Raw genomic sequence first — 15,365 nt, 5'->3', positions numbered from 1 at the left:
TGCGGGACGCCTCGATCAGCGTGTACGTGCCAATGATGTTGGTGTCCAGGAACGGACGCGGATCATGCAACGAGTTGTCATTGTGCGATTCCGCGGCGTAATGCACCACGACGTCATGGGCGGCCACGAGTTCATCGACCAGCGGCTGGTCGCAGATATCCCCCTTGACGAACCGGAAACGGTCGGCCGGAAGATGCTTGAGCGACTCCAGATTGCCCGCGTAGGTCAGCTTATCTAGCACCGTGACGTGGTGATCCGTGCGGTCAAGAACGTAGTGGACAAAATTGGAGCCGATGAAGCCGGCGCCGCCGGTTACGAGAAGCTTCTGCATGATTTACATCGTTCCACAGCAGGGCCGATTTGGTTGAACATGATACCGCAGTGGAAGATTGGCGTCATGCGCGGAATTATCCTCGCCGGGGGGACCGGTTCAAGACTTCATCCGATCACACTGGGAGTCAGCAAGCAGCTGGTCCCGGTTTATGACAAACCAATGATCTATTACCCGCTTTCCACACTCATGCTGGCCGGAATTCGGGACATCCTGATCATCACCACCCCTCACGACGGTGACCAGTTTGAGCGCTTGCTCGGTGACGGCAGCCGCTTCGGTGTCAGCATCACCTATAAAAAGCAGCCCTCCCCGGATGGACTGGCCCAGGCGTTCGTGCTTGGCGCCGAGCACATTGGCGATGGACCTGTTGCCTTGGTACTGGGCGACAACATCTTCTACGGTCACGGATTGGGAACCCAGCTCCGCCGCTTTGCGAACATTGATGGTGGCGCGGTGTTCGGCTATTGGGTGGCGGACCCTTCTTCTTATGGCGTTGTGGAGTTCGACGAATCGGGTAAGGCCATCTCGCTCGAGGAGAAACCCGCAAAACCACGCAGCCATTACGCGGTACCCGGACTTTACTTCTACGACAACGACGTCGTCGAGATTGCCCGGAACCTCAAGCCCTCAGCCCGCGGCGAGCTGGAAATCACCGACGTCAATCGCGTCTATCTGGAACGCGAAAAGCTGCAAGTGGAGATCCTTCCCCGCGGATCAGCATGGCTGGACACCGGAACATTTGATTCGCTGAACGAGGCCTCGGAGTTCGTCCGCACGGTTCAGAAGCGCCAAGGGCTCTCCATCGGCTGCCCCGAGGAAATTGCCTGGCGGCTGGGATTCCTGACCGACGATGAGCTTCGGGAGCGCGCCGAACCCTTGGCTAAGAGCGGCTACGGAAACTACTTGCTCGAGCTGCTGGCGGAAGGCGCCAGTAGCAGCCTTGCCGCCGTCGGGCAGAGTCAGTAAGGCGGGCGAATACCCCCGTGGCGAAAGTGGGCGCCAGCAGGCGGTTGGCTCTATATATTGGGGAGCATGACTGAAACTCCCGCCACTGGTGGCCCTTCCGCAGCGGTGGAAACCGCTATAACCGCCCCGGTTGCCAAGAAGATCCCCGCCCTCCGCACGCACCACGGTGACGCCTTCGAGGACAACTACGAGTGGCTGCGGGACAAGGAATCCGCCGAGGTCGTGGAGCTGCTCAAGGCCGAGAACACCTATCAGGAGTCCGTCACCGCCCACCAGGAGCCGCTGCGCGAGGCCATCTTCGGCGAGATCAAGGGCCGCACCCAGGAGACGGACCTCTCCGTGCCCAACCGCAAGGACGGGTGGTGGTACTACACGCGCTCGGTGGAGGGCAAGGAATACGGCATCCAGTGCCGTGTCCGCGCCCTGGACACCGGGGACCGCGTCGCGGACTGGACGCCGCCCGCCGTCGAGGTCGGCGTCGAGGTTCCGGGTGAGGAAATCCTGCTGGACTGCAACGTCGAGGCCGAGGGCAAGCCGTTCTTCGCCGTCGGCGGCGCCGCGGTGACCATTGACGGGAACCTCTACGCCTACGCCGTGGACAACGCCGGCGACGAGCGGTTCACGCTGCGCTTCAAGGACCTGCGGACCGGGGAACTCCTGCCCGACGTGATCGAGAACATTTTCTACGGCGTCTCCTTCTCCCCCGACGGCACCCGGATCTTCTACACCGTGGTGGACGACTCCTGGCGGCCCTACCAGGTGAAGTCCCACGTCCTGGGCACGCCCGTCGCCGGGGATGAGGTCATCTACCAGGAGGACGACGTCGCCATGTGGCTGGGCTTCGAGCTCTCCGCTGACCGGCGCCACCTGGTGCTGAGCATCGGCTGCTCGGAGTTCAGCGAGACCCGGCTGCTGCGCTTCGACGCGCTCGCCGCCGGGCTGACCACCGTGATCTCCCGGGAGGAGCGCATCCTCTACGAGGCCGAGCCGTTCCTGCTGGCCGACGCTTCGGGGACGCAGGCCGAGGCCATCGTGCTGACCCACAACCGGGACGCCATCAACTCCATGGTCTCGCTGCTGGACCCGGCAGAGCTCGGAAAGCCGCTCGCCGAGCAGCACTGGACCACCGTCGTCGAGCACTCCGATGAGGTCCGCGTCAACGGCGCCGGCGTCACCTCCACGCATCTGGTGGTCTCGGTCCGCAAGGACACGATCGAGCGGGTGCAGGTGCTGCCGCTGGCCGGGCTGGGCACGCCGGAGCAGGGCGGGCCGGTGGAGCCTGCCTTCGAGGAGGAGCTGTACACCGCAGGGGTGGCCGGTTCCGACTACGAGGCCCCGGTGATCCGGATGGGCTACACCTCCTACTTCACCCCGTCCCGGGTCTATGACTTTGTGCTGCCCACCGCGGAGCAGCCCGCCGGTGAGCTGCTGCTGCGCAAGGAAAGCCCGGTGCTCGGCGGCTACTCGGCCGCGGACTACGTCGCCACCCGCGAGTGGGCGGAGGCCTCCGACGGGACCCGCATTCCGCTGTCGGTGCTGCGGCACGCCTCGGTGGCGCGGGATGCGACGGCGGCGGGCCTGGTGTACGGGTACGGTTCCTACGAGCTGAGCATGGACCCCGGCTTCGGCATCCCGCGGCTGTCCCTGCTGGACCGGGGCATCGTGTTTGTGATCGCGCACATCCGCGGCGGCGGGGAGCTGGGCCGGCACTGGTACGACACCGGCAAGAAGCTGCAGAAGAAGAACACCTTCTCGGACTTCATCGCGGCCACCGACTGGCTGGCGCAGTCCGGCTGGGTGGACCCGGCCAGGATCGCGGCCATGGGCGGCTCGGCCGGCGGCCTGCTGATGGGCGCCGTCGCCAACCAGGCGCCGGAGAAGTACGCGGCGATTGTGGCCGCCGTCCCGTTCGTGGACGCCCTGACCACCATCCTGGATCCTGAACTGCCGCTCTCCGCGCTGGAGTGGGAGGAATGGGGCAACCCGATCACCGACCGCGCCGTGTACGAGTACATGAAGTCCTACACGCCGTACGAGAACGTCCGCGCGGTGGCGTACCCCAAGATCGCCGCGGTCACCTCATTCAACGACACGCGGGTGCTCTACGTGGAGCCCGCCAAGTGGGTGCAGCGGCTGCGCGAACTCAACACCGGCAGCGAGCCGATCGTGATGAAGATCGAGATGGAGGGCGGCCACGGCGGCGCCTCGGGCCGCTACGTGCAGTGGAAGGAACGGGCCTGGGACTACGCCTTCGTCGCCGACTCCCTCGGCGCCACGGAGCTGCTGCCGGGGGCCGGGCTGAAGTAGGCCCCTCCTCCCCCATCGATTGCTCCGCAACCGCCCTTTTGAGCCCGGATAAGGGCCGTTTCGGAGCAACCGATGGTCTTGGCTAGCTCGGTCCTCGGCGGGCGTTCGCCCATTCGCTACAAATGGCCGCTAAGAGACCCCTTGGGTTCTAGCGGCCATTTGCGTCCAATGAGCGGGCTGTCGGCCGGGTGGTAAGACCCGCCGGCCCAGCTGACGCTCGAATAGACGTTTGGCCCGACGCGGGCATTGGACGGCCTCGACCTCAGCTTTGCCTCGGACGTCCGCGGCTTTCTGGGTCTCAACGGTGCGGGCAAATCGACGACCCTGCGGCAGGCGCGCTGACGTCCGGCGTCGTGCGACTGGCACTGGCCCAGGCGCGCCGGGACCGTGTACTCCTTCCGGTCTGGATCCTGGGATAGCACTGCTGGGCTTCAATCATCGGCGTCGCGGCGGTAGCCCGGCGTCTCTCTCTTGCGGGGCCTCCCCGACGGGACCGGCATCGGAGCGGCCGTGTTCTTTCAGGGCTACGCGTTCACGGCCATGCTCGCAGGACTGATGAGCCTGAATGGGCTTGGTTCCGCATGAGGTTTGTCGGTCCAAGAGTGGCCAAGACGGGGTTCACGGATTTGTCCGCCCCGGGGCGCGGCCGCCATGCCAAGCCGTCTGGTCAGTCTCCGCCCGAGTGGTCGGCCGGGTATGCACTCCGGGGAAGGGAGTATGCCGGTTAGTCTCCGCCCGAGTAGTCGGCCGGGTATGCACTCCGGGGAATGGAGTATGCCGGTCGGAGAGACGGGTAGGTGACACGCGTGCAGGGTCCGGATGCCCGCCGGTAGGTTCAGAGCACTAGCGGGGGGAGAGGCGCTGACCAGACCAGGAACACCGAGTCAATCGACCAGTCCAACCCTGCGCGCCCCAGCCCAACCCCAGAACACCACCGGAAATTTCGGTTTGCCTCGCTCAGCGGGCTTCGCTCCCTGAGGAATCCCTATCCAGACGTCGGAGGAAACTATGCCCTCACGTATCGAGTCCAAAGAAATCGTGCGGCCGAAGAACAGGCAGCTAGATTACGTGAGTCATCGCCATCCCTTGATCCACACTGCTCCGGCAACCAAGCCATTGGTGCAGCGCGGGGCCGGCTTGGCTGAAGGAACTCCAGCCGGGAGGCACGCGCTGCCGGCTGGCGAGAGGCCTTCGGGCGCAAAGTGGCTTTGGTCGGCGCAACGCCTCGTCCTCCTCCTCGTCCTCCTAGATGTGGCCGCTGCTTTGTGCATAGCCTTTGCAGCAACAGTTTCTGGGTCCGTGGAATCCCTCGCCGACTTCCTTGTTCTTGCATCGTGGCTCATGGTTTGGTTCGTTTGCTCGACTAAAGTAGGCGGGTTTTCCCCGCTGGGCGGATTCAATCTTCGTCGGGAGACGGTCGAAACTTTGGCACTGAGCCTTCGCTCTGGAGCTTCTGCTCTGGCCGTGTGCGTCGTGCTCGGAGTCATTCTGGGCCAGGAGCAGAGCTACCTGAAACTTATCGAGGTGATAGTCGCACTCACCCTATTCAGCGGTACGGCGAGGGTGTTCCTTTCAAGGTTATGGACTTCTAGAGTCCTCGTAGTCACGCTTGAGACCGATCCCCTTCCTGTGGACTACGGTCCAAACCTCACGTACCGGCACCTTCGTGTACCGGCCGATCTGTTGGATGATCCAGACCTTCTTGTGGCCACAATCGCAGAAGCAGCCAAGGCTTTTGACGCATGCAGCGTGGAGATTGTCGGCGAAGTGGGGCTCTCCGGCCAGCTCTGGCGAAGCCTTAGCTGGGAGCTGCGGGAGCAACACGCCAGCCTGAGCTTCGCCGTCGCAGGAGGTCCTCTACGCCAACGCAGGGTCCACTGCGCGGTCAAGGGCCCCCGTGTTGTCCTTGAGATCTCAGCTCCTGCCCAGCCGCTGGCCGTCAGGTGGGGGAAACGGAGCAGCGATATCGCGGGCTCCATATGCCTAATCCTCCTACTATCTCCCGTACTTGTTGCCGTGGCGATATTGGTCAAGTTGAGTAGCGATGGACCGACGCTGTACCGGCAGGAACGCGTCGGCAAGAACGGCGTGCGGTTCAATATCTTGAAGTTCCGTTCCATGGCCGATGGCTCGGACGCGCAGCTGCAAGCCCTCCTTAAGGAGCAAAACAAAGGTGGCACCCCACTGTTCAAGGTGGATAACGACCCTCGAATAACGCGAGTGGGCGCCATTCTTCGCCGATACTCGCTGGACGAACTTCCACAACTCTTCAATGTTCTGGGCGGCTCCATGAGCTTAGTTGGGCCTCGGCCACAGCGGCCTGCAGAGGTTGCCCTGTATCGCGGAGACGCCGCACATCGCCTTGGAGTACGTCCGGGCATGACCGGGCTGTGGCAGGTGAGCGGGCGGTCGCGGCTGACCTGGGAAGAAGCGCAACAGCTCGATGTTGACTACGCCCACAACTGGTCCCTGTGGGAGGACCTTCATATCCTTGCTCGCACGGCTCGCGCGGTCTTCGAAGCAGACGGTGCTCAATGATGGGCCGAGGAATGGAGACCTCGTTCCAGACCGGGACACCGCGTCGAAGCCGCACGGGCGTCACAAGCCTGAGCGGCATTAAAGGCTCAGTCGATGGCGGCATCGGGGCCCAGGCCCAATTCCTGGCGATAACCTTCGCCGGCGTGGCGTGCACCCTGTCCTTGCTGGCGCGGCGGCTCCTGCCCGAGAGGTTCCTGCTCGACGACTATCACATCAAGTTGGCCATTGAAAGCCCGATGGCTGGTGAAGAAAAGTCACAATCCGTCCGAAACATAGCGGCGGTCTACAGGTTTCTCGGCCTCGGCTACGACCCGGCGGTGGACGCCCTGCTGACGATTGCCGTTTTTACACTTACGGTCTTTGCGGCTGCCAGGTGGGCTGAGATCGCACGATTTGGTTTTGTCGGTGTGAGCGTTCTGGCAATTTGCTTCCTCTGCGCCGTTGTCTACCTGGCGCAGTACAGCAAAGAGTCCATTCCGGTTCTGCTGGTCCTGCTCCTGCTGACCATGCCTCGGCACGTTGGCGCAGAACTCTTGTTTGTGGGGGCGGCGATCGGTTACGGCGCTCTCTTCCGGCAGTACTGGTTTTGTGTGGCCGCGTTTTACCTCGTGTGGCGGTTGCTCTTAGCCAAAACGCGTAATCCCCTGTGGATGCTGGCCACCGTCGTGGTTCTCTATTCGTTGCTGGAGGTGGCCTTTCAAAACATCCTCGGTGGGGGCCTGACTAGCTACCGTGAGCTCGTGAACGACTCCCGGGAGGGCTCTGCCGTTGCGTCGCTCATTGTCGATCCCTTGGCCGGCAACGGGTTCTCGATGGTGCCCAGCGCGGTGCTGCTGTTGCTGGGCCTGCTCGTGCCAGTCCAGCTGTTCCTGAGCGGGAACGCGTTCCACATAGTCTCCGGTGCCATGATCGCTTTCCTGTGGATTACGGCACTCACCGGAATTTTCCGTTCGAAGCGTGAGCCCCGCGCCGGATCGGAGCTGGACCTCCAGGCCCAGACGAAAAAGGACTCCGGCCGCTCGCTGAGGGCCACCCGGGCCGCCGCCCTGCTGCTGGCGGTTGTCCTGGTGCAAGCCATATTCGAACCGGACTTCGGTTCCTACCTCAAGCATCTCACCCCACTTCTTCCGCTGTTCCTGGTTCTGGTTCCACTGCGCGAGCAGGACGTGATGTCATGAAGATACTGCACGTCACCGATGCAAGTTCGGCCGGCGTTTTGACGTCGGTCACCACTCTCGCCAGGGCACAGTCCACCTCATCTTTGTTCAACGAGGTTGCCTTCGCCTACGTCCGTCGTGAAGACTCCCCGGAACAACATGAGATACAAGCACTCACAGGCCAGCATGTCTCCGTCCACGAGTGGTCCTCCTCAAGTGGTCCCGTCCGTTTGGTTGCGCTGACGCATCACCTGGTCCGTGCCTTGCGCTCCGGGCGCTATGACGTCATTCATCTCCATTCCTCCCGCGCCGGCTTTCTGGGCAGACTGCTGGCACGGATGACCGGCCACGCCCGTGATGCCGTCTACAGTCCGCACTTTTTTGCCTTCGCCCAGACCGGTCTGAGCACGCCCAAGCGCGCAGCCTACATTTTCCTGGAGAGAGCGGCCGCATTCTGCGGAGGCAAAATTGTCGTTGTATCGGATTCGGAAGGCACGCTGGCAAGGGCGTCACTGCCAGGAATTGCTGTCGCCGTCCTCCCGAATGTCGTGGACAACGCGTCCTTGAATGCCTATGCCTGCAAGGCCCGGACCGGAAGCCAGGGACCCCGGCTTCCGCCAGCCAAGCAGGTCTACCGGGTCGTGCATGTCGGGCGCATAGCGGAGCAGAAACGCCCCGAACTTTTCCGCGCTGCCGTAGACGCGCTGTATGAAAGCTTTCCGCCCTGCCCGGACATCCAGCTCGAAGTGGTTTGGCTCGGCGACGGTCGGCGCTCCCTGCTGGGCGACGGCATCCTGCCAATTAAAGTGAGCGGCTGGCTGCCCCGCGAGATGCTGCGCGAACGGCTGGCGGCCGCCGACGTCGTGCTCTTCACCTCCCGAGGTGAGGGCATGCCCATGGCCCTACTCGAAGCGCAAGGCCTAGGCATCCCCGTCGTTGCATCAAGGGTGGCTGGAGTATGTGATGTCGTGGACCACGGAATTACCGGATTCTTGGGCACTTCCCCCGACGAGCTCGTTGGCTATGTGTGCCGGCTCTTGACTGACGATGAGCTACGGGCCCGGATGCGGCGGGCATCCCAGCTACGCAGTGCGCAACTGTTCGATATCGGGACCCTTGCAGAACGCTCTATGGCGGCGTACACCTCGCTGAAGCTCGGCAGCGGGGTGACGGCGTGAAGAACTCAACAGCAAAGCACAGCGAACGGCCACGTCTGGCCCAGCTCGGAGGGGATGCAACCACGGTTGCGCTGGGTCAAATGAGCGCTTTTGTCTATCCGCTGATCTCCATTCCTTACCTGAGCAGGATTTTCGGAACCAACGGGTTGGGTCAGCTGCTTTTGGCGATGGCCATCATCAACGTGATGGTCCTGGTGGTGGACTTTGGTTTCGGCATGAGCGCACTTCGTCGCGTGGCGCTGGCGGAGACTGCTAGCGTGCGGTCCGCCATTGTTTCGTCGACGTTGGCGGCCAAGGTCCTTCTGCTCGGCGGCTCCGCATCCGTCCTGGGCATCCTGGTCCTTGCTATTCCGGAGCTCCGGGCCAATTGGGAGTTCTACTTCATCGGATCCGTATTAACCGTCGGGGCGGTGGCCTACCCGACTTGGCTTTTGCAGGGAATTGGCAAGATCAAGACTTTCGCGGTTTTGCATGCCGTTTCCCGTCTCATCGCACTCGTCGGGCTTCTCCTCACTGTCAAGTCAGGGTCCGACGGTACCCTGGCAATCTTCTGGCAGTTCGCGCCAGCCACAATTGCCGCCGTTGCTTCGTGGATTTACCTGGCCTCCATCGGCTGTAACCAAATCGATCGACCGACGTGGCGCGCGGCAATCAGCGCCATCCGCGAAAGCGCACCGCTTTTCGTCGGATCCGTTGCCACAATCGTGATTTCGGCCATGAACACTGTGTTCCTGGGCGTATTTTCAACTATTCAACAAGTCGCCTTCTACGGTGCAGGCGAACGTCTCTCCAACGCCTTGCGAGGGGTCCTCGGCGGCGTGCAGCAATCCTTGCTTCCGAGAGTGAGCGCATCCATAGGCGCTGACCACGGGGCAGCGCTGCGCCGCACAGTGCTGGCAGGGTTGGTGGTCACCTACGGATTGGCCGGTGTCGGGTTGACCGCCTCCGCGAGCATTCTCGTTCCTTGGTACCTGGGGCAGGGATTCGACGCAGTGATCCCCGTTGCCCAGTTGCTCGGAGCCGCCCTCTGCCTCACGGGCTTTTCGACAGCCCTGACATTGCTTCTCATCGCCCACGGGCAAGCGAAAATCTCGTCACGGGTGCTGCTATGGGCCGCGCTCTTGCACCTGGTGATACTGCCGTTGGGGTGCATCAACTTCGGAGCGTTCGGTGCGGCCGTCGCGGTCTGCCTAACCGAGCTCTTCATAGCAATTACGCTCGGCTGGTCGTTTCGAGCTTTCGCCCAGCAAGAGACAGTTGCTCAGCCCGCCGGCCATGCCGATCTTCCTGGGGGAACATCATGAATCCTATTGTTACCGTCGTCATCCCCGTCTACAACAACGAGGATTTTGTAGCTCGCGCCATTCATTCGGTTCTGGATCAGTCCTTCACGGACTTCGAGGTGATCGTCATCGATGACGCGTCGACCGACTGTTCACTGTCCGTGGTTCGTCAGGCCTTGGATGAACGCTCGGAATCGGACCAGGACAAAGTGCGCATCATTGGCCGGGAACAGAATCTCGGTTACTCCGCCGCCACAAATACAGGTGTCAGCCTGGCCCGGGGTCGTTGGATCTGGTTCGTGGACGGGGACGATTGGGCCGAACCGGACATGCTGCTACGGCTTATGGAAGCCGCCAGGTCCCACGCGGCGCAAATTGCTGTCTCGAGGATACGCACAGTCCGCGTGGCGACGGGCGCGGCCAAGATCCTTCCTGAGTGGGCGCCGAGGGCTTCGGTATCGACAGGTATCGAATCGTTGAAACATCTGGCGCGGGGAGACATCGGGTCCTTCCAGACAAACAAGCTCGTCTCGAAAGACATTTGGGTCGGTGTCGTGAGTCCGGGCAACGCTTACGGCGATCTTGCCATCATGCCCAAGCTTTTCAGCCTCTGCGAACGCATTGCCTTCGTGGACGAGCCCCTCTACAACTACTCCTTGCACGCAGGTTCAACCACCGGATCGCTCCGTTCAAGCGTGTGGGATCTCACCGCACTGCACACCTTCGTGGACCCTATTCTGGACGAGGTTTTCGCCCCACGCGTGGCCCGCGCCCTCAGTAGACAGTTCACATATCGGCTGGTGTATCGGCCGCTGATACACAATTCGGCTGCGGACGTCAGCTCAGGCGTGCTGGCGGAGGAAATTCAGTCGTGGACACGAGATCAGATCCGCTGGACTGAACTCTTATGGCTCGTTGCTAGGGGGCGGGTGGCGCTAGTCGCTTCCCTGGGGTTAGCAAAGGGCTCACCGCATCTGCACAAGAAACTCTTTCGATACTACAAGGGGCTCACATCATGACATCGGCATTGTTTTTCTCCGGGATCCGTCGCTACTGGTACTTGATAATCACCGGTCTTGCAGTCGGTGCGTTTGCCTCAGCGGCAGTCGGCTCTGTCCTACCAAAAACCTACGACGCGACTGCGCAGATCCTATTGTCCGCTCCCAAGGTGGCCAACCCGACAGAGAGCAGTGTTTACGTCAGGGACCGGATGCCGACGTACGCGGAGTTCCTTAAGTCGGAAACCGTCCTGGCACATGCCCGCGGCTTGATGGGCACTGAACAGTCAACCGCATATCTAGCCAACCGCATCGATGCCAGGGTCGAAGTCTCAACAGTCGTGATATCCATCACGGCAAGCTGGAGCGATCCCCAAGGCGCCGCCGATCTAGCCAATGCGGTAGCGCGTTCCTACGGTGAGATGGCGCCGCGGCTGGACAATAGTGAGGATCCTATCCTCCGAGCCGACATCGTCGAGGCCGCCGTGGCGCCGGATGCCGACGCCGGTTTGAGTCTGGTGGCCCTGCTGTTGATCGGGTGCACGGCAGGTTTGGCTGTAGGGCTCCTCGCAGCGCTCCTATTAAGGACATATGGTCCGTATGCCCGCACGGTCGAGGATCTTAGCGAGGCCTCAAATGCCGAAGTCTTGGCCGTGGTGGCAGTTCCGCCGGGACGGGGTGCACATTCTGCGGACAGCCCGGCATCTCGCCACTCGTCGTCGAAAAGGCGCGGCGGTGCTGTCGGCTCGTTTGCCACTCTGTACTCGAGAGCGGGCCTGGGCGGGCAAGGAGGCAGCCCACGAATAATTGTGGTCGTCTCGACAGTGGACGGAGCCCATGCCGCCACCGTCGCGTGGGGTTTGGCGGCAACGTCCGCGGCGAGCGGTCAACGTTGCCTCCTCATGGCTGTCGATGCTGATGGCCGGACTGTCTTGGAAAGCCAAACCGGTTCAATGCCCGCCGCAAAGCTCGGCAAGGTCCCGCAGCTGTTGACCTCGGAAGCATTCAACACCGCTGAGGGCGGCGTCACCACCGTCGACAGCGTAAACATGGTGCTGCACAGCGCCGCAGGGTCCAAGGACATGGTGGTGATTGCGGCGCCGCCTCTGGACGCGGATGCCAATACCCGGGCGTTCGTGCAAATTGCCGGTGAAACCCTGTTGGCCACTCCGCTTCGGGGTTCCCGAGTTGAGACGCTGCGCGCCGCTTCCCGGCTGATCAGGCAGGCAGGCGCCTCAATTTTGGGGGTTGTCGCCACCACTCCTAGCACGTCCAATTCCCATGCACTTGTCCCGGTCGAGCTCGAGACTGAGCCCGTGCGGATAGGAGCGAGGTCATGAACGCGAGGAGGATCCCCATCGCAGGCCAGCCCGCTTACACCATTCACCTTTCCACGCCGGACGTGGGCCAAGCCGAGGAGGACGCCGTCGTGCGCGCGCTTCGCTCGGGATGGGTGGCGCCACTGGGGCCCGAACTTGTGCTGTTCGAGCAGGAGTTGGCCGTGCTGGCCGAGCGGCAGCACGCCCTCGCCGTCAACTCATGCACAGCTGCCCTCCACCTAGCGTTGTTGTGCTCCGGCGTGGGCCCGGGGGATCTTGTGCTCTGCTCCACCCTGACCTTCATCGCGACGGCGAACGCAGTCACATACACGGGAGCCACACCGTGGTTCATCGACTGTGACGCCACCGGAAACATGGATGCGGACCTTCTGTCCGAAGCACTCGCGGGGCTGGTTAACAACGGGGCGAAGGTGGCGGCCATCCTCGTGGTCGACATGCTGGGCAAAGCGGCTGATTACGAAAAGATCTGCGCAATCGCGACGGAGTACGGCGTGCCGGTTGTATCTGACGCCGCCGAGTCTTTGGGCGCGCGTCGGAATGGGCGGCCCGCCGGCTCTTTCGGAAACTGCGCCGTCTTCTCTTTCAACGGCAACAAAATAATCACCACCTCCGGCGGTGGAGTTTTGCTCTGTGACGACGCGCGAATGGTCGAACGGGCAAGCTATCTGGCCAGCCAGGCACGCCAGCCCGTAATCCACTATGAGCACACCGAGGTCGGCTACAACTATCGACTTTCAAACCTTCTGGCCGCCCTTGGACGGGCTCAGCTGAATCGTCTCCCCGAATTCATGGCCCGTCGACGGGAAATTCGGTCCGCGTATCGCGAGTTCTGTAACGGCCTGGACGGGGTGGAGATCTTTGGCGGCGACGACGAAGGAGACAACTGCTGGCTCACAGCAATCGTCATCGACCCGGAGCGCGCCAACTTGGATGCTTCTTCCCTCGCGAGCAGCCTGCAGGCAGACGGGATAGAAACCCGGCCCTTGTGGAAACCAATGCATCTGCAGCCGGTGTTCGCTAGCGCGGACACGTTTCCTCGGCTTGTAAACGGCACGTCTGAGCGCTTCTTTAGGCAGGGGTTGGTGCTCCCGAGCAGCCCAAACCTATCCGACGACCAGCTCGGCATGATTCTGGACCGGATCAGGAGTCACGCCACCAAGTTCGAGCTAGTTTCCTGATCCCCCCATCGCCGGCATACCCGAAAGGAACTGATATGAACGACCTACACGGAGAGAAAATACTGATAACGGGCGGCGCCGGTTTCATCGGCACAAAGCTGCAAAGGGAGCTCGCTGCAGCACATCGGGTTGTAATTGTCGATAACCTGCACCCGCAAGTCCATGGTCTCCGGCCAAAGCCTGTGGATCTGGCCTTGAACGCGACGTTTCACAGGGGCGATATAGCTGACCCCGGAACCTGGGATGAAGTCTTAAATGGGTTCACGCCAACGGTGCTGATCCACTTGGCGGCGGAGACAGGAACAGGCCAGTCGTTGACGGAGTCGGCACGCCATTCCCACACGAATGTGCACGGGACGGCAGTCATGATTGACGCCCTCCACAGGGCCAACGTGTTCCCGAAGCATGTTCTGCTGACGTCCTCCCGGGCAGTTTACGGGGAGGGGAACTGGGTCGAACCTTCCGGGCAAACATTCAGCGCCCAGCCGCGGGACGCTGCCGCTCTCGAAAATGCCCGCTGGGCGCCCTTAGGACCAGGGGGTCAGCAAGGCGAGCCAATGCCAAACAGCGCCTCTCAGGTTAATCCACGCCCAACTAACATCTACGCGGCCACGAAACTTGCGCAGGAGAACATACTGTCCTCCTGGTGCCAGTCATTCCAAGTGCCACTCAGCATACTCCGACTCCAAAATGTCTACGGAGCCGGACAGTCGCTGGATAACGCCTATACCGGTGTCTTGACGTACTTCGCCCGCCAGGCCGCCAATGGCGAGACTGTGGAAGTTTACGAGGACGGCGGCATTATCCGTGATTTTGTCCACGTAACTGATGTGGTGCAGGCCATTCTCTGTGCGTTGGCGACGCCGCCGCCCGCCGTACAGCCACGCACATTGGACATCGGATCCGGGACACACGGGACCCTGTTCGCCTACGCAACCCAGCTGGCCATGGCTGCGGGATCGCCCCCGCCTGCCATCTCGCAACGCTACCGCGCCGGAGATGTTCGTTCCGCGTTCGCCGACGTGGAATGTGCCCGCAAGGAAATAGGTTACAAACCGACGATTCCATTCCAGGAGGGCCTCGTGGACCTCATGGACTGGGCTCTCCAAGGAGCCAGCAAATGAACACCATCTCCCCCCTTGCCCTCGTGACAGTCACGTACAACAGCGAAGACGTATTAGAGGATTTTTTCAACAGCCTGCTGGCGGATCCCCGCCTGCCCCGAATCAAGCTCTATCTCATCGACAATGCATCTTCGGATAAAACCCTTGAAGTCGCAGCGCGGCACCAAGACCGGATTGATATTTCGATCGAGTCAAATAATGACAACCTTGGTGTCGCGGTAGGTAACAACCAGGGAATTTCAGCTGCGCTGAGCGACGGTGCCGAGTGGATCCTGCTGGTGAACAATGACACCATAATTCCCGCCGGCACTCTTGCGGGTTTGCTGGAAACAGCGACCGAAAAGGGTTTGCATATTTTGTCCCCAACTATTGAGGGCATTGAACCGGTCGAAAGCGTATGGTACGCGGGCGGAACAATTTCTCCGTATCAGGGGATGAAGGTGCGGCACGAGAAAATGGGTTCGCCCATCACCGGCGCTCCTCAGGGATTGCGTCAAACTCCGTATGCGTCCACGTGTTGTCTTCTGATCCACCGTGACGTCATCAATCTCATTGGCGGCATGGACAAAGATTATTTCGTCTACTTCGACGACGTTGATTTTGCCATCAGGGCAAAGGCAGCCGGGTTTCCCTATTGGCTGACCGGAGAGTACAAAATAATTCACAAGGCGAGCAGTCTCACAGGCGGCTATCTTTCGCCTTTCTCCATCCGCTGGATTTCGAGGAACTGGGTGCTGGTAACCAGAAAACATTGCTCGGGAGTTCAGAAGGCCACTGCGTTCGCGTACATGCAGCTGTGGATGGTCGCAAGAGTGGCGGCACGGAGGGACACCCTGACGCAGTACAAGCTGCGGCAACGCTCGTTCCTGGAAGGACTCAAGGTGCCAATAACCCGGAACGGCGCCTTCGTCGGGGTCGAGTAATTAGGCTAACCGGCCAGCTCTATCGTGCCCCATTCTGCA

At 61.6% G+C, this 15,365-nt stretch carries 12 protein-coding genes; 11 read left to right on the top strand and 1 reads right to left on the bottom strand.

Annotation, left to right across the window (positions count from 1 at the left end; all coding sequences use genetic code 11):
* Positions 1-331, bottom strand: a 331-nt coding sequence (locus ACZYZ5_RS14850; RefSeq protein WP_463902648.1) for a GDP-mannose 4,6-dehydratase, incomplete at its 3' end; no start/stop codon positions are given.
* A 66-nt stretch (positions 332-397) separates the two neighbouring features.
* On the opposite strand from ACZYZ5_RS14850, the gene rfbA reads away from it, so the two are divergent.
* The 11 genes from rfbA (at position 398) to ACZYZ5_RS14795 (ending at position 15,326) form a co-directional block, all read left to right on the top strand.
* The gene (rfbA, locus tag ACZYZ5_RS14845; protein ID WP_463902646.1) at positions 398-1,300 is read left to right on the top strand and encodes a glucose-1-phosphate thymidylyltransferase RfbA; all 903 of its coding nucleotides are present in this window, start codon (positions 398-400) and stop codon (positions 1,298-1,300) included.
* Positions 1,301-1,366: 66 nt separating this feature from the next.
* Positions 1,367-3,607: a S9 family peptidase gene (locus ACZYZ5_RS14840; protein ID WP_463902645.1), complete on the top strand. Its 2,241-nt coding sequence runs from the start codon at positions 1,367-1,369 to the stop codon at positions 3,605-3,607.
* Between the two features lie 1,008 nt (positions 3,608-4,615).
* Positions 4,616-6,145: a sugar transferase gene (locus ACZYZ5_RS14835; RefSeq protein ID WP_463902644.1), complete on the top strand. Its 1,530-nt coding sequence runs from the start codon at positions 4,616-4,618 to the stop codon at positions 6,143-6,145.
* Between the two features lie 11 nt (positions 6,146-6,156).
* Positions 6,157-7,323 (top strand): hypothetical protein, encoded by a 1,167-nt coding sequence (locus tag ACZYZ5_RS14830; protein WP_463902643.1) that lies wholly within the window; start codon positions 6,157-6,159, stop codon positions 7,321-7,323.
* A complete protein-coding gene (locus ACZYZ5_RS14825) occupies positions 7,320-8,480 on the top strand; it encodes a glycosyltransferase family 4 protein (RefSeq protein WP_463902641.1) in 1,161 nt (386 codons plus the stop codon). Before ACZYZ5_RS14830 ends, ACZYZ5_RS14825 begins: the two co-directional genes overlap by 4 nt.
* Entirely contained in the window at positions 8,477-9,784 is a 1,308-nt protein-coding gene (locus ACZYZ5_RS14820) for an oligosaccharide flippase family protein (protein ID WP_463902640.1), read from the top strand. Before ACZYZ5_RS14825 ends, ACZYZ5_RS14820 begins: the two co-directional genes overlap by 4 nt.
* Positions 9,781-10,782 (top strand): glycosyltransferase family 2 protein, encoded by a 1,002-nt coding sequence (locus ACZYZ5_RS14815; RefSeq protein WP_463902638.1) that lies wholly within the window; start codon positions 9,781-9,783, stop codon positions 10,780-10,782. The genes ACZYZ5_RS14820 and ACZYZ5_RS14815 overlap by 4 nt, the downstream gene beginning before the upstream one ends.
* Positions 10,779-12,101 (top strand): hypothetical protein, encoded by a 1,323-nt coding sequence (locus ACZYZ5_RS14810; protein ID WP_463902637.1) that lies wholly within the window; start codon positions 10,779-10,781, stop codon positions 12,099-12,101. The genes ACZYZ5_RS14815 and ACZYZ5_RS14810 overlap by 4 nt, the downstream gene beginning before the upstream one ends.
* Positions 12,098-13,279 carry a DegT/DnrJ/EryC1/StrS family aminotransferase gene (locus ACZYZ5_RS14805; protein WP_463902636.1) on the top strand — a complete coding sequence of 394 codons (1,182 nt, stop codon included), beginning with the start codon at positions 12,098-12,100 and terminating at the stop codon, positions 13,277-13,279. The genes ACZYZ5_RS14810 and ACZYZ5_RS14805 overlap by 4 nt, the downstream gene beginning before the upstream one ends.
* Positions 13,280-13,314: 35 nt before the next feature.
* Positions 13,315-14,403, top strand: coding sequence for an NAD-dependent epimerase/dehydratase family protein (locus tag ACZYZ5_RS14800; protein WP_463902635.1), 1,089 nt, complete (start codon positions 13,315-13,317; stop codon positions 14,401-14,403).
* On the top strand, positions 14,400-15,326 hold the full coding sequence (locus tag ACZYZ5_RS14795) for a glycosyltransferase family 2 protein (RefSeq protein ID WP_463902633.1): 927 nt from the start codon (positions 14,400-14,402) through the stop codon (positions 15,324-15,326). The genes ACZYZ5_RS14800 and ACZYZ5_RS14795 overlap by 4 nt, the downstream gene beginning before the upstream one ends.
* The last annotated feature ends 39 nt before the right edge of the window (positions 15,327-15,365 follow it).

This window comes from Pseudarthrobacter ribosi (assembly GCF_055412865.1).
This window is presented reverse-complemented; position numbering and strand designations above follow the sequence as displayed.